The organism is Streptomyces sp. NPDC001292 (genome assembly GCF_042896465.1).
Classification (GTDB): Bacteria; Actinomycetota; Actinomycetes; order Streptomycetales; family Streptomycetaceae; genus Streptomyces.
On record NZ_JBIAXG010000013.1, the window covers coordinates 156,507 to 175,501 of the forward strand.

The following is an 18,995-nucleotide window of genomic DNA, read 5'->3' on the forward strand; positions in this document are numbered from 1 at the left end:
GCCTGCCACCGGGTCCGTGCCTGTCGGTCGGCCGGTGGGCTGGTGTGCGGGCGCCGTGCCTGCCACCGGGTCCGTGCCCGTCGAAGATCAGCCCCGCCCCGCCCCGCCGCGCCCGTCGGAGACCTGCCCAGTCCTGCCGCGCCCATCGGTCGGCCGGGAGTCGTCGGCCGGCCGGTGAGCCGGTGTACGGGCGCCGTGCCCGCCACCTGTTCCGTGTCCGTCGAAGACTCGCCCAGTCCCGTCGCGTCCAACCGGGCGGCCGTGTGCCGCTGGTCGGTCGGGAGTCGCCGGTCGGCCGTGCCACCGCTCGGCCGGGGTCGCCGGTCGGCCGTGCCGCTGGTCGGCCGGGAGCCACCGGTCGGCCGTGTGCCGCCGGTCGCCGTGCACCGCCGATCGGCCCGAAAGCCGTTCGGGCGTCCGGGCGTCCGGACGGCGGTTCACCGTGGCTGTGGGCCGCCCGTCACCGGTGGACCGCCCGGTCGCCGCCCGGGATCTCCGCCAGGCTCACTGGGCGGTGTTCGCGGCGGGAGACCTCGCAGGCCTCGGCGATGCGCAGGGCCTGGAGGGCCTCGCGGCCGTCGCACGGGTTGGGGCGCTCACCGTGCAGCACCTCCACGAACGCGGCCAGCTCGGCCTCGTAGGCGGGACCGAAGCGTTCCAGGAAGCCGGGCCAGGGCTTGTCCGCGGCCGGTGGGCCGGTCGGCTCGGTGGACGCGATCGGCGTCCGGTCGTCGAGGCCGACCACGATCTGGTCCCGCTCCCCGGCCAGTTCCATGCGCACGTCGTAGCCCGCGCCGTTGAGGCGGGTCGCGGTGGCGGTGGCGAGCGTGCCGTCGTCGAGGGTGAGCAGCGCCGCGCCGGTGTCGACGTCGCCCGCCTCGCGGAACATCGAGGGTCCGGCGTCGGACCCGGCCGCGTACACGCTGACGACCTCGCGGCCCGTCACCCAGCGCAGCACGTCGAAGTCGTGGATCAGTGCGTCCCGGAACAGCCCGCCGGACAGCGGGAGCCACTGGGGCGGCGGCGGTGCCTGGTCGGAGGTGAGCGCGCGGACCGTGTGCAGACGGCCGAGGCGCCCCGAGCGCACCGCCTCGCGCGCGCCGGCGTAGCCCGTGTCGAAGCGGCGCTGGAAGCCCATCTGAAGCACCGTGCCGGCGGCTTCGACCTCGGCGAGCGCCTGTAAGGTGCCCGGCAGATCCAGGGCGATCGGCTTCTCGCAGAACACCGGGAGCCCCGACCGCGCCGCCCGGCCGATCAGTTCGGCGTGGGCCGAGGTCGCCGTGGTGATCACGACCGCGTCCACGCCCCAGGTGAAGATCTCGTCCACCCCTGGTGCCGCCGTCTCGCCCAGCCTGAGGGCGAGCGCCTGCGCCCGCGTCGGATCGGCGTCCGTGAGGATCAGTGAGCCCACCTCACGATGGCGGCTGAGCGTGTTCGCGTGGATGGTGCCGATGCGGCCCGTACCGATGACCCCGATGCGCATGGAAACAAGGTGAGGGCGGACCCCGGACCCTGTCAATCGCCATGTCCGGACAATCGGACTTCAGGACTTCCCGTCAACCGGCCGCGGAGCTACGCTCGGGCCGTGCCGAAACCAGAAGTGGACCCCACCGTCTCACTCGAGCTCCGTGTGGACCGGAGTTCCCCGGTACCGCTGTACTTCCAGCTGTCCCAGCAACTCGAGGCCGCGATCGAACACGGCAGCCTCACCCCCGGCAGCCTGCTGGGCAACGAGATCGAGCTCGCCGCACGGCTCGGCCTGTCCCGGCCCACCGTCCGCCAGGCCATCCAGTCGCTGGTCGACAAGGGCCTCCTGGTACGCCGCCGCGGTGTCGGCACGCAGGTCGTGCACAGCCGGGTGAGGCGCCCGCTGGAGCTGAGCAGCCTCTACGACGACCTGGAGGCGGCCGGGCAGCGCCCGGCGACGAAGGTCCTGGTCAACACGGTGGTCCCGGCCTCCGCCGAGGTCGCCGCCGCCCTCGGGGTGGCCGAGGGTGAGGAGGTCCATCGCATCGAACGGCTGCGCCTGGCCCACGGCGAGCCGATGGCGTACCTGACCAACTACCTGCCGCCCGGACTGCTCGACCTGGACACCGGCCAGCTGGAGGCCACCGGCCTGTACCGGCTGATGCGCGCCGCCGGGATCACCCTGCACAGCGCCCGCCAGTCCATCGGCGCCCGCGCCGCCGCCCCCGCCGAGGCCGAGCGGCTCGCCGAGGCCGAGGGCGCCCCGCTGCTCACCATGCAGCGCACCACCTTCGACGACACCGGCCGCGCGGTGGAGTACGGCACGCACACCTACCGGCCCTCCCGCTACTCCTTCGAGTTCCAGCTCCTCGTACGTCCCTGATCTCTCGTACGCATCTGGCCTCCCTGACCTCCGTACGGCCCTGACCGTGCCCGCCGGCCGCCCGGCGCGCTCCGCCCCCGTCATGTCCGGACAATGTGACCCGTCACCGCTCCCGCCGCGGATCAGCGATTCCGGTGTCCGATAATGGAACGTTCGGGGCTGGTGGGATCGCCGTCGGCCCCGTGCGTACGTTCGGGCACAGCGAGAAGGGCACGGCCTCGTGGCACGGTTTCCAACCTGGGTAGTCATCGCGCTGACAGGGGCACTGTCCCTGTCGCTGGCGGGGTGCAGCAGCACCGGCGGCAAGCGGGCGGAGGACGCCCGCAAGGCCGCGGCGGCCCAGGGCAGGGCCGCGGTGAACACCCCCCGCTGGACCTTCGCGATGATCACGCACTCCGGGGACGGTGACACGTTCTGGGACATCGTGCAGAGCGGCGCCAAACAGGCCGCGGTCAAGGACAACATCAACTTCCTGTACTCGCACGACGCCGAGGCCCAGCAGCAGGCCCAGCTCGTGGACGCCGCCGTGGACAAGAAGGTCGACGGCATCATCGTCACCCTCGCCAAGCCCGACGCGCTCAAGGCCGCCGTGGCCCGCGCCGAGAGGGCCGGCATCCCGGTGATCACGGTCAACTCCGGATCGGCGCAGTCCAAGGCGTACGGCGCCCTCACGCACGTCGGCCAGGACGAGACCGTGGCCGGTGAGGCCGTCGGGCAGGAGCTGAACGAGCGAGGGAAGAAGAAGGTGCTCTGCGTCCTGCACGAACAGGGCAACGTCGGGCACGAGCAGCGCTGCGCCGGGGTGGCGAAGACCTTCTCCGGCACGGTCGAGAACCTCTACGTCAACGGCACCAACATGCCCGACGTGCAGGCCGCGATCGGCGCCGGGCTCCAGGCGGACAGGTCCGTCGACGCGGTCGTCACGCTCGGCGCCCCGTACGCGGACACCGCCGTCAAGGCGAGGACCGACGCCGGCAGCAGGGCCGAGGTCGACACCTTCGACCTGAACGCCAAGGTCGCCGCCGAGCTCAAGGACGGCACGCTCGGCTTCGCCGTCGACCAGCAGCCCTACCTCCAGGGCTACCAGGCCGTCGACCTGCTCTGGCTCTACAAGTACAACGGCGACGTCCTCGGCGGCGGCCTGCCGGTGCTCACCGGCCCGCAGATCGTCACCGAGGACCAGGCGGCCACGCTGGAGGAGTACACGAAGCGGGGCACCCGATGAGCGGAACGACCACGGACCGGCCCGCCGCCCACGCCGGGACCCCCGCTGCCGAAACGATTCCGAGGACCTCGACGCTGCGCAGGCTGCTCACCCGTCCCGAGCTCGGCTCGGTCGTCGGCGCGATCGCCGTCCTCGTCTTCTTCGCCTTCGCCGCGGACGGCTTCCTGCGCGCCTCCAGCCTCAGCACCGTCCTGTACGCGTCCTCGACGATCGGCATCATGGCGGTTCCGGTCGCGCTGCTGATGATCGGCGGCGAGTTCGACTTGTCGGCGGGCGTCATGGTGACGTCCTCCGCGCTGGTCTCCTCGATGTTCAGCTACCAGATGACCGCGAACGTCTGGGTCGGGGTAGGCGTATCCCTGCTGGTCACCCTGGTGATCGGCGCCTTCAACGGTTTCATGCTGACCCGCACCGGGCTGCCCAGCTTCATCGTCACCCTGGGCACCTTCCTGATGCTGACCGGGATGAACCTCGGCTTCACCAAGCTGATCGACGGCACCGTCTCCACCAAGACGATCGGCGACATGGAGGGCTTCTCCAGCGCCCACGCGGTGTTCGCCTCGACGCTCAGCATCGGCGGCGTCGACGTCAAGGTCACCATCCTGTGGTGGCTCGGCCTGGTCGCGCTCGCCTCCTGGATCCTGCTGCGCACCCGCACCGGCAACTGGATCTTCGCGGTCGGCGGCAACAAGGACGCGGCCCGCGCGGTCGGCGTACCGGTCACCAGGACGAAGACCGGCCTCTACATGGGCGTGGCCCTCGGCGCCTGGATCTGCGGGCAGCACCTGCTCTTCTCCTTCGACGCGGTGCAGTCCGGCGAGGGCGTCGGCAACGAGCTGATCTACATCATCGCCGCCGTCATCGGCGGCTGCCTGATCACCGGCGGCTACGGCAGCGCCATCGGCTCGGCGGTCGGAGCCCTTTTGTTCGGCATGACCAGCAAGGGCATCGTCTTCGCCGAGTGGAACCCCGACTGGTTCAAGTTCTTCCTCGGAGCGATGCTGCTCCTCGCGACCCTGCTCAACACCTGGGTCCGCAGGCGGGCGGAGGCAACCAAGTGACGCAGACCGAAGCACGCACGGCACTCGTGGAGCTGTCCGGCGTCAGCAAGCGCTACGGCGGTGTCCGCGCCCTGGAGGACGTCGGCCTGGAGGTCCACGCCGGGGAGATCACCTGCGTCCTGGGCGACAACGGCGCCGGCAAGTCGACCCTGATCAAGATCATCGCGGGACTGCACCAGCACGACGGCGGTGTCCTGCGCGTCGAGGGCCAGGAGACCCGGCTCACCTCACCGCGCGACGCCCTGGACCGGGGCATCGCCACGGTCTACCAGGACCTGGCGGTCGTGGGCCTCATGCCGGTCTGGCGGAACTTCTTCCTCGGCTCCGAGCCCCGCAAGGGGGCCGGCCCCTTCAAGCGCCTGGACGTCGACCTCATGCGCAGGACGGCACGGGCCCAACTGCTGCGGATGGGAATCGACCTGCGCGACGTCGACCAGCCCATCGGCACCCTCTCGGGCGGCGAACGCCAGTGCGTCGCCATCGCGCGCGCGGTGTACCTCGGCGCGAAGGTGCTCGTCCTGGACGAGCCGACCGCGGCGCTCGGCGTGAAGCAGTCGGGCGTGGTGCTGAGGTATGTGGCGGCGGCCCGCGACCAGGGTCTGGGTGTTGTGCTGATCACCCACAACCCGCATCACGCGTACCTTGTAGGTGACCGATTCGTCCTGCTGAGGCGGGGCGTCATGGTCGGCCACCACACTCGGGACGAGATCACCCTGGACGAGCTGACCCGGCAGATGGCCGGGGGCAGTGACCTGGACGATCTGCGCCATGAGCTGCGAGGCACCTGAGGGGCCGCGGAGCTGTGGCATCATGCGGCTCCGCAGCGCGGGCGCGACGGCCGTCGCGCGTCCGCGTCCGGTACAAACCGGGCGCCGGCCCCTCGGTGCCCCGTACGGAACGCTTACCCACCGTGCGGCAGAATCGGGCCCGATGAGCACCTACCGCGACCTCACCGCCCCCATCGGCTCCCGCCGCGCCCCCGTACTGCGCACGGTCGGTACCCGGGAGCGGCGCTCCCACCTGACCGCACCCCGTGTCCCCACGGTGGGCATCGACATCGGCGGCACCAAGGTGATGGCGGGCGTCGTCGACGCCGACGGCAACATCCTGGAGCGGCTCCGCACGGAGACCCCGGACAAGTCCAAGAGCCCGCGGGTCGTCGAGGACACCATCGTCGAACTGGTCCTGGACCTTTCCGACCGGCACGACGTGCACGCGGTCGGCATCGGCGCGGCCGGCTGGGTCGACGCCGACCGCAACCGCGTGCTGTTCGCCCCCCACCTGTCCTGGCGCAACGAACCCCTGCGCGACCGCCTCTCCGAACGCCTCTCCGTGCCGGTCCTGGTCGACAACGACGCCAACGCCGCCGCCTGGGCCGAGTGGCGCTTCGGCGCGGGCCGCGGCGAGGACCACCTCGTCATGATCACGCTGGGTACCGGGATCGGCGGCGCGATCCTGGAGGACGGCCAGGTCAAGCGGGGCAAGTTCGGCGTCGCCGGAGAGTTCGGGCACATGCAGGTCGTGCCCGGCGGCCACCGCTGCCCGTGCGGCAACCGCGGCTGCTGGGAGCAGTACAGCTCGGGCAACGCCCTGGTACGGGAGGCGCGTGAGCTGGCCGCGGCCGACTCCCCGGTCGCCTACGGGATCATCGAGCACGTCAAAGGGAACATCTCCGACATCACCGGGCCGATGATCACCGAGCTGGCCCGCGAGGGCGACGCCATGTGCGTCGAACTGCTCGAGGACATCGGCCAGTGGCTCGGCGTCGGCATCGCCAACCTGGCCGCCGCCCTCGACCCGTCCTGCTTCGTCATCGGCGGCGGGGTCTCCGCGGCCGACGACCTGCTGATCGGGCCCGCGCGGGACGCGTTCAAACGGCACCTCACCGGCCGCGGCTACCGCCCCGAGGCCCGTATCACCCGCGCCCAGCTCGGCCCCGAGGCCGGCATGGTCGGCGCCGCCGACCTCGCCCGGCTGGTCGCCCGCCGCTTCCGGCGCGCCAAGCGGCGCCGGGTCGAGCGGTACGAGCGCTACGAGCGGTACACGCAGGCGCGGCGCACGGCCCGGGAGGCGCTGTGACGATGTCGCTGCCACGCCAGGCGGCGCCCCCGGACGGTCGGCCCCCGCGTGTCGAGGACCGCAGGCACCGCAACCGCCGCAGGGCCCTCACGCTGCTGATCATCGTGCTGCTCATCGGCGTCCCGGCCGGCTACCTGGTGATCTCCGCCAACCAGAGCCGTGACAGCGGCAAGGACAAGGAGGCCCGGTACGCCGTGAAGGGCCTCGCGCCCGGCTACCCGTCCAAGGTCCAGCGCCGCCTCTACCAGGTGCCGATCCCGCACCCGGCCGACAAGGTCTCCTACTACGAGACGAACAACTGGAAGACCAGCCGTCTCTACGTCCAGTTCCGGACCACCGAACCGGGCCTCACCGCCTTCCTCGAGGCCATGGGCGTCAACCGGAGCGACCTGAAGGAGGGCGCCGTCACCGTCGGCGCCCGGGACAAGAAGACCACCGGCTGGACCTTCACGAGCCCGGGCCCGTGGTGGGGCCTCACCCACAGCCAGAAGAACCCCGCCCCCACGCAGGACGTGGTCGTGAACCTGTCCAACCCGGTCCTGCCGATGGTCTACGTCGTCTCCCGCACCGTCCCCTGACGCCGACCGTGGCCCGGCCGGGGCCGCCGGGGCCGATTGTCAGACCCCGCCCGTAGAGTCGAAGACGACTGGGCCGGACGGCGAGCGGGAGGTGACAGGACGTATGAGCGACATGGCGGTCAGCGCGACGGACAGCGCGGCGCGCGTGGTGTCCGTGTCCCCCCGCCTCGCCACCGTCTTCCTCCCCGCCCCCCTTCCCCGCGACAGCCGCATCGCCTTCTGGGACCCGAACGGCGACGTATGGACGGGGGGCGACCCTGCCGGCCCCGACGGCAGCAGCCGTGGAACGGCCGACGCCCGCCCGGAGCGCGCCGGACAGGGGGTGACGGGCACGCGCGGGCCCGGCGGGGATGCGGCTCACGGTGGGTCCGGGGCTGGTGGGGATGTGGCCCACGACCCGTCCGGACGGGGCGGCCAGGCGGGCGACGGGCGGTTCGGGCCGCACCCGGACGGCGGTGGGTCCGTGCGTACGGAGCTCACCGTCGTGCGGCGGCACGGGGCGGGGGCCCGGCGCAGCAGCGCGCCCGCGCTGTCGCTGCCGGTCGAGGACGCGCTGCCGCACCTCGTACGGGCACGGCACGATCCGGCGGCGCATCCCGCCACGGCCTGCTGGGGCGCCGCCGCCCTGCACGCGTTGCGGCTCGTCGCCCGTGGACGGCTGCTGCCCGGCCTGACCGCCACCGGGCACGACGCCTGGCGCGCGGGACCCCTCGACCCGGACGACATCGCCCACCTGCGCGCGGTCGCCGCCGCCCTGCCCTACGAGGGCCACGCGGTCCCGCTGCCCGGTTCGGGCCCGCTCCGCCTGCCCGAACCGGAGGCGCTGCTGCGCGCCTTCCTCGACGCGGTCGCCGACACCCTGCCCCGCACCCCGGCCGCGCCGCACACCTCCGGGAAACCCTTCGCCGCCCGTGAACCGCAGCACCTGCCGCACGCCCACGACTGGGCGGCCGAGGTCGCCGCCGGCATGGACGCGGGCGTACGCGTCTCACTCCGCCTGGACCTGTCCGCGCAGGACCTGTTCGACGGCGACGGCGACAAGGGGGCCGCCCGCGGTGCGGGCGCGGCGATCGTCCAGGTGCACAGCCTCGCCGACCCCACCCTCGTCGCCGACGCGGCAGCCCTGTGGGCGGGCGAGGCGGACACGGCCTTCGGACCACGCGCACGCGTGGACGCCGCCCTGGCCGTACGGCGCGCGGCCCGCGTCTGGCCCCCGCTGGACCGGCTCTCCGAGCAGGAGGTGCCCGACGTCCTCGCCCTCTCCGAAGGCGAGGTGAGCGAGCTGCTCGGCGTGGCCGCGACCCGGCTCGCCGCGGCCGGCGTCGCCGTGCACTGGCCGCGCGACCTGGCCCAGGACCTCACGGCCACCGCGGTGGTGCGCCCCGCGCCGGGCTCCGCCAAGGACGGCACCGGCTTCTTCGAGAGCGAGGAACTGCTGCGGTTCCGCTGGCAGTTGGCGCTGGGCGGCGATCCGCTCAGCGACGCCGAGATGGACACGCTCGCCGAGGCCCACCGCCCGGTGGTGCGGCTGCGGGACCGCTGGGTGCTCGTCGACCCGGCCCTCGTCCGCAAGGCCCGCAAGCGCGACCTCGGACTGCTCGACCCGGTCGACGCGCTCTCCTTGGCCCTCACCGGCACCGCGGACGTCGACGGCGAGATGGTCGAGGCGGTGCCCGTCGGCGCGCTGGCGACCCTGCGGGACCGGCTCACGGCCGGCGTACGGCCCGCCGAACCGCCGCCGGGCCTCGACGCCACCCTGCGCGACTACCAGCTGCGCGGCCTGGGCTGGCTCGACCTCATGACCTCGCTCGGCCTGGGCGGCTGCCTCGCCGACGACATGGGCCTCGGCAAGACGGTCACCGTCATCGCCCTGCACCTCAAGCGGGCGCGGCGCGAACCCACCCTGGTGGTCTGCCCGGCCTCACTGCTGGGCAACTGGCAGCGGGAGATCACCCGGTTCGCCCCCGGCGTCCACGTCCGCCGCTTCCACGGCCCGGACCGCACCCTGCACGGCCTGGACGGCGGCTTCGTGCTCACCACGTACGGCACGATGCGGTCCACGGCACCCCTGCTGGCCGAGCAGCCCTGGGGCATGGTCGTCGCCGACGAGGCCCAGCACGTCAAGAACCCGTACTCGGCGACCGCGAAGGCGCTGCGTACGATCCCGTCCCCCGCACGCGTGGCCCTCACCGGCACCCCTGTGGAGAACAACCTCTCCGAACTGTGGGCCCTGCTCGACTGGACCACCCCCGGGCTTCTCGGCCCGCTGAAGTCCTTCCGTGCCCGGCACGCCCGCGCGGTGGAGACCGGCGAGGACGAGGAGGCCGTGCAGCGCCTGGGCCGCCTGGTACGCCCCTTCCTGCTGCGCCGCAGGAAGTCCGACCCCGGCATCGTCCCCGAGCTTCCGCCCAAGACCGAGACGGACCACCCCGTCCCGCTCACCCGCGAACAGGCCGCGCTGTACGAGGCCGTGGTGCGCGAGTCGATGCTCGCCATCGAGACCGCCGAGGGCATGGCCCGGCGCGGGCTGGTGCTGAAGCTGCTGACCTCGCTCAAGCAGATCTGCGACCACCCCGCGCTCTACCTGAAGGAGGAACACGCCCGCGGCGGCGACCGGCCGGCGGCGCGCTCCGGGAAGCTGGCGCTGCTGGACGAGCTGCTGGACACCCTGCTCGCCGAGGACGGCTCGGCGCTGGTCTTCACCCAGTACGTCGGCATGGCCCGCCTGATCACCTCCCACCTGAACACCCGCGCGGTCCCCGTGGACCTGCTGCACGGCGGTACGCCGGTCCCGGAGCGCGAGCGCATGGTGGATCGCTTCCAGAGCGGTGCGACCCCGGTCCTCGTGCTGTCCCTGAAGGCGGCGGGCACGGGCCTGAACCTCACCCGCGCGGGCCACGTCGTCCACTTCGACCGCTGGTGGAACCCGGCGGTCGAGGAGCAGGCCACCGACCGCGCCTACCGCATCGGCCAGACCCAGCCGGTCCAGGTGCACCGCCTGATCACCGAGGGAACCGTGGAGGACCGTATCGCCGAGATGCTCGCCGCCAAGCGCGCCCTGGCCGACGCGATCCTCGGCGGGGGCGAGTCGGCGCTCACGGAGCTGACCGACCGCGAGCTGTCCGACCTGGTCTCGCTGCGGAGGGAGGCGTGATGGACGAGCGACCCGCCGACGCGGCACGCAGGGCCCTGCGCGCCGCCCGCGAACAGCAGACCCGCACTCCCGACGGATCCGCGGACCACCGCAAGCCCGCGCCGGAGGACCCGGCCGGTGCGGGAAACCGTCCCGGGGACGCCGCACGGGACGCCTTGCGGCGCGCGGTGTCCGCCCGGCGGGGCGACGCCGCCGCGGACGGCGGGGACGCGTCGATGACCGCGGAGGACACGGACGAGTCGGCACCCCGACCGCCGGTGCCGTCGGGCGACCCGGCGGACGCCGCCGCACCACGGAGGCCCACGGGGCCGCGTCCCTCGGACGCCGCGCGCGAGGCGCTGCGCGGCGCCCTGGCCCGGCGTGCGGCCCGTGCGGAGCGATCCCGCGCGGACGCCGCGCAAGCGGGAACCAGGGCCGCTCGCCCTCCGACCCCGGCCCCGGGCGGGGCAACCCGGCCGACGCCGGCCGGAACCGCCGCGGGAGACGGCGACACAGACACCCACGACACCGCGCCCGCCACGACGGACGCGCCCACCGGACCCGTCAGGACGCACCGGGCAGCGTCCGGCCACGACACGGCGCCCGGCGCCAACGGCGCGACCGATCAGGAAAGCCCCGAACCCCGAACGGTCCCGCCCACGCCCGCGTCCTCGGAGGAGGACCTCTCTACTGCGAGCGTCCCGGCGGCCATCTCCACCGCCGCCTGGGCCGCCGCGTCGCACGGCGCCCTGGCGAGGACCCCGGAGGACGTCCCGGCAGGCGTCCTTGCGGCCACCCCGGCCGTCGCCTCGGGCACCCCCTCCGACGGCTCTCCGGACCGCACCTCGCAGGACCGCAGTCCTGTCGCCTCCTGCGCAGACGCGTCGCCCACCCCGTCCGGCGGCTCTCCGAACAGCATGCCGCAGGAGGGCGCCCCCGTCGCCTCTTCCACGGAGGCCTCGTGCCCGTCCCGTGAGGGCTCACCGAACCCCACCCCACAGCCCGGCCCCCGGGTCGTCACCCCGGACGCTCCCTCGGCGGCGAGGGGGGAGGGCGTCCCGGTAGGTACTCCGGACGCTCCCTCGGCACGCACTCCGCCGGACGGCGCCTCGGAAGACGGGCGGGCGTACGGTCGACGGGCCTCCCCGTCCCCGGCCGGAGTGGGCGCCGGAAGCGCCGCGTTCCCACTGGCGCAGGCCGGCGCCGAGCCCCCCGGGCCGCCCCGGATGCCCCGCAGCATGGCCTCCCCCCGCCGGGACGGCGAACTGCGGCGTACCTTCCCGGCGTTCCCGGCGCGGGCGGTGGAAGGGGACCGGTTCGCCGAGACCTGGTGGGGCAACGCGTGGATCGACGCGCTGGAGGAGGGCGCGCTGGACGCTGCACGGCTGGCCCGCGGGCGTGGGTACGCGCAGACGGGGCACGTGGACGCCGTCACCGTCACCCCGGGGCTGGTCCTGGCGTACGTGCAGGGGAGCCGGCCGCGCCCGTACCGGGTCCAGGTGCGGCTGCGGACGCTGGACGACGCCGACTGGGACCGGTTCCTGGACGCCGTCGCCGAGCGCCCGGGGCACATCGCCGCGCTCCTCGACAAGGAGATGCCCCAGGCCCTCGCCGACTGCGGGGTCCCGCTGCTCCCCGGCCCCGGCGACCTGGAGCCGCACTGCAGCTGTCCCGACCGCGGCCACCCCTGCAAACACGCCGCCGCCCTCTGCTACCAGACCGCACGCCTGCTGGACGCCGACCCCTTCGTCCTGCTGCTGCTCCGCGGCCGGGGCGAGCGCGAACTGCTCGACGCCCTGTCCCGGCTGAGCGCCACCCGCACGGCCCGCGCCGCGCAGGAGCGGGAACCGGATCCGTTCCCCGGCGTGCGCGCGGCCCACGCGCTGGCCGAGCGGCGACTCCCGCCGCTGCCCGCGCCGCTGCCCGCGCCCCCGCACCCGGAACAGCCCCCGGTGTACCCGGCGGCACCGGGCGGCCCCGACCCGTTCGCCCTGGACCAGTTGGCCACCGACGCCGCCGCCCGCGCCCACGCCCTGCTCACCACCGGCCGCGACCCGATCGGCGGGCTCACACTGTGGCAGGACGCGGTACGCCTCGCCGCCGCCCGCCCCGGCTCCGGACTGACCGCGGCCACTCGCTCCCTGTACGCCTCGCTCGCCTCCGCCACCGGCCGCACCACGGCCGAGCTGGCACGCGCGGTGGCGGCCTGGCGCCAGGGCGGCCCGGAAGGACTCGCCGTCCTGGAGGAGCCCTGGGACCCGCCGGCCGGCCGCTTCGACCGGGCGCGCCCGCTGCTCCTCGCCGCCGACCTGCCCGCCTTCCGTCCCTGGCGCAACCGGCTCACCCACCCCCGCGGCCACCTCCAGCTCCGCCTGGGCCGGGACGGCCTGTGGTACGCGTACGAATCCGAGCCGGATCGCGACGACTGGTGGCCCCGCGGCACCCCCGACCTCGACCCGGTCGGTGCCCTGACCGGCCTGGGCGCACCGGGCGCTCTCTGACGGCCCCTGCCGGATCCGGGCGGTCCCTGCCGGATCCGTGGGGGCCAAGCGCTAAGGGTCGGCGGTTCGTTGCCCTGACCGGCCTGGGCGCACCGGGCGCCCTCTGACGGTCCCTGCCGGATCCGGGCGATCTCTGCCGGATCCGTGGGCGGCCCCGGCTGGACCCGTGGGGGCCAAGCGCTAAGGGTCGGCGGTTCGGTGCCCTGACCGGCCTGGGCGCACCGGGCGCCCTCTGACGGCCCCTGCCGGATCCGGGCGGCCCCCTGCCGGACCCGGGCGGTCCGTGCCGGATCCGGGCGATCTCTGCCGGATCCGTGGGCGGCCCCGGCTGGACCCGTGGGGGCCAAGCGCTAAGGGCCGGCGGTTCGTTGCAGGGCGACCACGGCTGCGTCGTCGGCCAGATGTCCGCCGACGTGGTCCAGCAGGTCGGCGCGCAGGTGATGGACCAGAGCCATGGGACTGTCCTGCGCCCAGGAGACGGCCCGCGCGGCGAGCGGGTAGAAGACGCCCTTGGGGTCGCGCGCTTCCACCACACCGTCGGTGTACAGCAGCAGAAGGTCCCCGGGCTCCAGCAGGAAGGTGTCCACCCGGTACTCCGGGGTGCTCAGCTCACCCAGCCCCAGCGGCGGAGCGGGAGCGCCGGCCTTCAGCGTGACGACCTGCCGGTCGCGCAGCAGCAACGGCGGTGGATGTCCGCAGGACACCATCTGCGCCTGTGACAGCGCGTCGGGGATGTCGACGATCGCGGCTGTGATGAAGCATTCCCCCTCCTGCCCCGGCTCGGTGGGTTCGGCCAGGTTCCAGCACACGCTGCGCTCCAGGTAGGCCATCAGTTCGGGCAGGGCCGCCTTCCGGTGCGCGGCCTCCCGGAACGCGCCCAGCAGCAGCGAGGCGTCGCCCATCGCGGTCAGACCCTTGCCCATCACATCGCCGATGATCAGCCTCGTGCCGACCGAGGTGCGGACGGCCGCGTACAAATCGCCGCCGATCAGCGCCTCCTCCTGGGCCGCCAGGTACACCGACGCCACCCGCAGCGGCCCGATGCGCCGGGGCAAGGGCCTGAGCACCACCCGTTGCGCGGCCTCGGACACTCTTCGTACCTGCTCCAGCTCACGGGCGTGCCGCTCGCGCAGATAACGGAACACCGTCACGACCACCGAGACCACGACCAGGGAGATGATCTGCGCGCCGACGCTCTCCGTGGTCAGCAGGTGGAACCCCGCCCCGACGCCGAGCAGGGCTGCCACGGCGATGGCGCCGACCAAAGCGGTGAGGAAGGGACTGGCGAACGACGCGGTGATCGCGGGAGCCACGATCAGCAGGGGCCCCAGTGGCACGTGGGGCCCGGTCAGAACGTCGGCGACGACGATGGCGGCGATCAAAGCGAGCGGCACCGCGAGCAGAGCGTCACTGGCCTGCCACGAGGGAGAGCGGTGCGAGATCTGCCGCCACACACGCATGTTTCCTGCTTACACCCCCAGTGGGGGCACGGCAGCCCGGAAGATTCACGCCAGCGGGGCGTGTGGCGGGCGGCCAGGACGAGCGGCAGTCTGGACCGCCATAGCGGTGTATCCCAGGTGAGGGTGGCGGCGGGGGCGGCCAGGAGCGGGCCACAGGCGTCGCCGCGTTCGCGGCCGAGTTCGGCCGCGCCCATGGTCCGGCCCATCCGCTTCCTCGGGTCGCGGCGGCGAGGGCGGCCAAGCCGAGCGGGATGATCAGGCCGGTGCCGGCGCCGATCAGGACGGCGGCCATCAGCAGTCCGGTCACACCGGGCAGCGGGGCGGCGGCCAGTCCGCACGCGGTCACGACGAGCCCCGCGGCCAGTATCGCGCGGGCCGTCAGCCGTCCGTCGTCCGGCGCGCGCCCGGCCCACGGCTGGACGAGGGCCGCGCATGCTTGTCGTAGAAGCCGTCCATGGGCGTCCAGTTGGTCCAGGGTGAGCACGTAGTCCAGGTCAGAGTCTTGTGACGTGAGTGAGTCCGCGGGGTTGGTGACCCGCTTGTGATCGCCCGTGACAGGACCCCCGCCGGAAGCTTGCTCCGGCGGGGGTCCTGCGTAGACCGGGACCTGATGCGACGACGCCCCGCCGGCTTGCTGCGGCGGGGCGTCGTCGTGCAGTTGGTTATGACGGATTGGGGCTTGCACTGGAGGCTCCGTTGTACTCCGGCTCGCCGCTCTCGAGTACGCGGAGGAGCGAGGCGGTGACGACGCGGGCGGTGCGGCCTATCGGTAGCACGCGGCAGGGGAATTCTCCGCGGCGAACGAGGTCGTAGCTCTTCGATCTCGACAAGCCGAACGCCTGGGCGGCGTCCTCGACGCTCGCCGTCCCACTCCAGGTGGCGCGGATGTGCTCGGGACTGAACCGGCCGTGATGCGTTTCGCCGCTCTGACTGGGCATTCCTGTCAACAGTGCCTTTCAGGTTCAGCCGCTTCCGCGGCAGTGGGGAAGCGGGGAGACGCGGTGGACTGCCAATAGTCCGCGGAATCACCGGTTTCGGTAACCGGCCATTGACGGATATCCTGCTCCGCTCAGCGTTGGAGGTGAGTTGCATAGGGCCCAACCGGCGCCAGCACCGCTGGTTGGGGCCGTCGGCATTGTCTCCATGTGTTTTCGATGACGCATCACGTGGAGTGCCTGGCGATCCTTGAGCCTGCTGGGAAGGCTCCTGACCTGGGGTTTTGTGCATGAGCATTATGTGCGGTGCGGGCGTTACGGGCGATATCTTGACGCTGAAATGACGCTCGTAGAGGTATCTTGACGCTCATTTGACGCTCGTTCTGATGGTGTGTCAGGTTCCTTTGGGGTTGAGGTGACCTGGGCTGCAGTGTGAGCTGATGCTCGTGTGCCGGTGGTCCACCCTCAACGATCGGCAGCGCGCGTTTCTCGAGCGGCTCGTGGCTGGTGATGGTTCTGGCGTGTGGTCGCCGGGGACTGGCGCTGGGCGTGTGCGATGCGTGACCGTGGACTTCTGGGGCTTGAGAAGGGTGGCGATGCTATCCGTGTGGAGGCACCGAGGCCGGTCGGGTCTGTCTTCGGCAGGGGCACGGTCCCGACGACCCTGCACTTGCAGGTGGCGGGGTGTCGTTGGTGCCGATTGAGTCTCCGACGCCCTACAGCGAGCGTCCCGTCGCTCGAGCGCGGAGGGCGAAGGCACAGGAACTGGTCGAGCGGCTCCTTGCCGAAGGGCACGTTCGGTTTGCCCATCCCAGTGACGACGAGGTCGCGGAGTGGCGGCGCGTGGTCAATTACGCGAAGCGGCACGGTATGGAGCCGGAAGGCCGGCGCATCGAGAAGGTCCCGTACGGTCGGCTCGGGCTGGAGTTCTTTCTCGCGGAGGGCCCGCATCCCAATGCGCGGAGCCAGCGGCCGAAAGGGAGCACACCGGTCCCGGTGCCCGCGCGGCTGGTGTCCCTTCATCCGGTTGTGGGTGCGCTCAGAGACGACGAGAAGCACCTGGTGATGCCGTCGGCGTTGCGCCGCAGGTCGCTCCTGCTGCTCCAAGGGCTGGCTGCTGAAGCGGTGCGGCGAGGCCACAAAGTGAGAGAAGTCCAGTCCCCTTTCTACGGGCGCGAGGGCGGAGCGGACGTCGTCGTCGATGGCTTCGCGTATACCGTCACTGTCAGGCAGGAGTTCCCCCAGTCCAAGAATCCGGAGCGCTCCGCACGTCTCGTCGTGGAGATCGCTCATGGCCTGACCAGGCGGCCGGGCCGTTGGCGGGACCGGAAGAGTCGGACACTTGAGCAGGCTCTGGGCGTGGTTTTCGAAGAGATCGAAGCGCGCGCGGTGGAGGACGCTCGATGCAGGGCGAACGAGGAATGTGCGCGAGAAGAGCGTGAGGTCCGCTGGCGGGCAGCCGTGGAGGAGGCGAAGGAACTCGCTGTCCGGGAGCAACTCACCGAGGTGCTGCGCGAGGAGGCAGGCCGTTGGCGTGAGGCTGTCCTGATCGGCGAGTACTGCGATGCTCTGGAGCGTCGTCTTGGTGAGCTGAATGGGGATGGGGACGAACGGGCACTGGGGCCGCGGCGTCGTTGGCTGGAGTGGGCACGCGAATACGTGCGGGGCATCGACCCTCTACGGCGTCCTTCGGGTATGCCGACTCCGCGTGATCCGACACCGGATGAACTTCAGCCGTATCTGAAGGGCTGGAGTCCGCACCAGTCCGAGCGACAGGCTGGACGATGAGAACTGAGGCTCGCATCGCTCATGGGGGCTCGCTTGAACGGGTGCCGTGCCCCCGACGCCGAGAGAGGCATCGCAGCCGTAGTCGTTGCCGACGACCACGTGTGAGTAGCTGCCAGATTCCTCGCACTCTGTATCGGAGGCGGTACGTAAAGATACTCTTGCGCCGTGCCGGGTGAAGAAGAGCACGTAAAGGGTGCCGAGGCGGTGCAGCGGGTCAAGCGGTGGCTTGAAGGCACCATGCGTGTGTCGCAGTCCTACACCAACATCGACGGTGCGTGGGCGCGGAAGCTCACCTTGCGGTGGCCGAACGGGAACGAGAGGCCCTTCTCGTACGACCTCGGCGGGATGATGCGGGGTGGCGAGTGGGACGGCCAGATGTTCTGCGCCGAGGTGAAGTGGCGCAAGAACGCGAGCGACCAGGGCCCCGCCTACAAGAGCTTCCTAGCCAAGTGCTACGTGGCGCTGAGCCAGGAGTACATGCTCGGAGACCACTACATGTGGATCAGCTGGGCTCCCTTCCGTGCCAATGACTGGGACCTGCTCACCAGCCCGCAGATGATCCGCGAGGCTGTACTCGCGGAGTCGCTGCGGATCTTCGGCATCGAGGATTCGGAAGCGGCTGCCGAGTCGATCAAGGACGAGCTTGTGGAGGACTTGTCCGAGCGGCTCTGGCTGGTCGTGATGTCAGAGAAGCAGGAGAAGCTGGTACCGCTGGACGACTGGCGTGGAGTCGTCGCCAACTTCTACAACAGCCAGGGGAGGTCGTCATGGTGACGCCGGTGGCGCCGGAGATCGACAGCGCGCTCGACCACCCCGATCCTCGGCAAGCGGTCGAGCGCGTCAAGGATGTGGTCCAGCGGCGTCTCCTGGACGTCTATCCCACCGCGCGGATCGTGCGGACGGACTTCTTCAACCACACTTACGTGCCAGATCTGTTGATGACGTGGAGCTCCGGCACTCGCAAGTCCGAACGACGCGTATACCTTCGTGCGTCCTCTGATCCGGAACTCCTGGCTTCGGATGTTCAGCTCTTCGAGCGTGAACAGCAGCCGCTGGTCGTGCCCCTCGCCCACCTAGGGACCGGGCCTGCGCACGAGCAGTTGGAAACCGTCGCCGAGGAACATCACACCCTTGTGCTCGATCCCTCCGGACTCGGAGCACTGCCTGCCCGCACCCCTACGCGGACGCCGACCGCCTTGGCGTCCGACGCGATCGTCGAGGGCGGTCGCGGCATCATGGGGGCGCGCCAGGTCGAGCGCTTCCTGTACATGGTCGGCACGGGCGTGGAGGCGGCCCGCGAGGGTCAAGCCGAACCCACTCGCCTGGCTCTCTCGGAGGTTTTCAGGCACACCGTGCCTGATGTGTCGCGCCGCATGTCGACGTTGATGGCGGCCATGTGGCAAGGCAGCGGCCGGTCGCTGTCGGAGTTTCCGGCCAATGTGCCCCACCTGGCATCCCTCGACGAGACCTCACTGAGTCTACTCCTCTCCTCTCCGGAGATCACGGATGAGGCATTCTGGCGTCGTATCCGACCGCTCGTGGACGCCAAGACGCTCCTGCGTACCGACATCACGGACACACCCAACCTCCAGCGGTTGATGCGCAGCGCAGTGCAGACGTGGAAGGGACACGTGTGCATGGTGGTCGAACCGGAAACGGCGAGGGCCGGCGGTGCGTGGCGCTGGGTCATCGACGATGGACATCTCGGCCTGCGTGGCCCCGACTTCGTGGCCTTCCTGGCCGCCAGCCGTAAGGATCTCCACACTCCAGAGGAGTTCGAGGCGCCACTACTAGTAGGGCTCCGTTAGGTCGTTGTGGATCTTGCTGTGTGGTGTCTGATCCGGGTTGTGGGCAGCGGCTGGCGGCAGGTGGTGCAGATGCCGGT

General features: G+C 71.9%; 14 protein-coding genes. 11 read left to right on the forward strand and 3 right to left on the reverse strand.

Annotated features, from left to right (window positions below):
- Positions 1-460: 460 nt before the first annotated feature.
- Positions 461-1,483: a Gfo/Idh/MocA family oxidoreductase gene (locus ACFY4A_RS16800; protein WP_390830182.1), complete on the reverse strand. Its 1,023-nt coding sequence runs from the start codon at positions 1,481-1,483 to the stop codon at positions 461-463.
- A 117-nt stretch (positions 1,484-1,600) separates the two neighbouring features.
- Between ACFY4A_RS16800 and ACFY4A_RS16805 the strand changes: the two genes are divergently transcribed.
- The 8 genes from ACFY4A_RS16805 to ACFY4A_RS16840 all read left to right on the forward strand — a co-directional run bounded on the left by ACFY4A_RS16805 (position 1,601) and on the right by ACFY4A_RS16840 (position 12,927).
- The gene (locus ACFY4A_RS16805) at positions 1,601-2,350 is read left to right on the forward strand and encodes a GntR family transcriptional regulator (protein ID WP_390830197.1); all 750 of its coding nucleotides are present in this window, start codon (positions 1,601-1,603) and stop codon (positions 2,348-2,350) included.
- A gap of 220 nt (positions 2,351-2,570) precedes the next feature.
- Positions 2,571-3,575: a sugar ABC transporter substrate-binding protein gene (locus ACFY4A_RS16810; protein WP_390830183.1), complete on the forward strand. Its 1,005-nt coding sequence runs from the start codon at positions 2,571-2,573 to the stop codon at positions 3,573-3,575.
- Positions 3,572-4,636, forward strand: coding sequence for an ABC transporter permease (locus ACFY4A_RS16815; RefSeq protein WP_390830184.1), 1,065 nt, complete (start codon positions 3,572-3,574; stop codon positions 4,634-4,636). The genes ACFY4A_RS16810 and ACFY4A_RS16815 overlap by 4 nt, the downstream gene beginning before the upstream one ends.
- Positions 4,633-5,424, forward strand: coding sequence for an ATP-binding cassette domain-containing protein (locus ACFY4A_RS16820; RefSeq protein WP_390830185.1), 792 nt, complete (start codon positions 4,633-4,635; stop codon positions 5,422-5,424). Before ACFY4A_RS16815 ends, ACFY4A_RS16820 begins: the two co-directional genes overlap by 4 nt.
- A gap of 142 nt (positions 5,425-5,566) precedes the next feature.
- Complete coding sequence (locus tag ACFY4A_RS16825; protein ID WP_390830186.1) at positions 5,567-6,715, forward strand: ROK family glucokinase; 1,149 nt, start codon at positions 5,567-5,569, stop codon at positions 6,713-6,715.
- Positions 6,712-7,293 (forward strand): sugar kinase, encoded by a 582-nt coding sequence (locus ACFY4A_RS16830; protein ID WP_390830187.1) that lies wholly within the window; start codon positions 6,712-6,714, stop codon positions 7,291-7,293. Before ACFY4A_RS16825 ends, ACFY4A_RS16830 begins: the two co-directional genes overlap by 4 nt.
- 112 nt (positions 7,294-7,405) lie before the next feature.
- On the forward strand, positions 7,406-10,447 hold the full coding sequence (locus ACFY4A_RS16835) for a DEAD/DEAH box helicase (RefSeq protein ID WP_390830198.1): 3,042 nt from the start codon (positions 7,406-7,408) through the stop codon (positions 10,445-10,447).
- Entirely contained in the window at positions 10,447-12,927 is a 2,481-nt protein-coding gene (locus tag ACFY4A_RS16840) for an SWIM zinc finger family protein (protein ID WP_390830188.1), read from the forward strand. Before ACFY4A_RS16835 ends, ACFY4A_RS16840 begins: the two co-directional genes overlap by 1 nt.
- Positions 12,928-13,277: 350 nt before the next feature.
- Here ACFY4A_RS16840 and ACFY4A_RS16845 read toward each other — a convergent pair whose 3' ends face one another.
- Both ACFY4A_RS16845 and ACFY4A_RS16850 read right to left on the reverse strand, forming a co-directional pair.
- The gene (locus tag ACFY4A_RS16845) at positions 13,278-14,387 is read right to left on the reverse strand and encodes a PP2C family protein-serine/threonine phosphatase (RefSeq protein WP_390830189.1); all 1,110 of its coding nucleotides are present in this window, start codon (positions 14,385-14,387) and stop codon (positions 13,278-13,280) included.
- 662 nt (positions 14,388-15,049) lie between these two features.
- Positions 15,050-15,325, reverse strand: a complete 276-nt coding sequence (locus tag ACFY4A_RS16850) for a helix-turn-helix domain-containing protein (protein WP_390830190.1) — start codon at positions 15,323-15,325, stop codon at positions 15,050-15,052.
- Positions 15,326-16,015: 690 nt separating this feature from the next.
- On the opposite strand from ACFY4A_RS16850, the gene ACFY4A_RS16855 reads away from it, so the two are divergent.
- The 3 genes from ACFY4A_RS16855 to ACFY4A_RS16865 all read left to right on the forward strand — a co-directional run bounded on the left by ACFY4A_RS16855 (position 16,016) and on the right by ACFY4A_RS16865 (position 18,918).
- Complete coding sequence (locus tag ACFY4A_RS16855) at positions 16,016-17,110, forward strand: hypothetical protein (protein ID WP_390830191.1); 1,095 nt, start codon at positions 16,016-16,018, stop codon at positions 17,108-17,110.
- A gap of 165 nt (positions 17,111-17,275) precedes the next feature.
- Positions 17,276-17,884, forward strand: coding sequence for a hypothetical protein (locus ACFY4A_RS16860; protein ID WP_390830192.1), 609 nt, complete (start codon positions 17,276-17,278; stop codon positions 17,882-17,884).
- A complete protein-coding gene (locus ACFY4A_RS16865; protein ID WP_390830193.1) occupies positions 17,878-18,918 on the forward strand; it encodes a hypothetical protein in 1,041 nt (346 codons plus the stop codon). The genes ACFY4A_RS16860 and ACFY4A_RS16865 overlap by 7 nt, the downstream gene beginning before the upstream one ends.
- Positions 18,919-18,995: the final 77 nt, after the last annotated feature.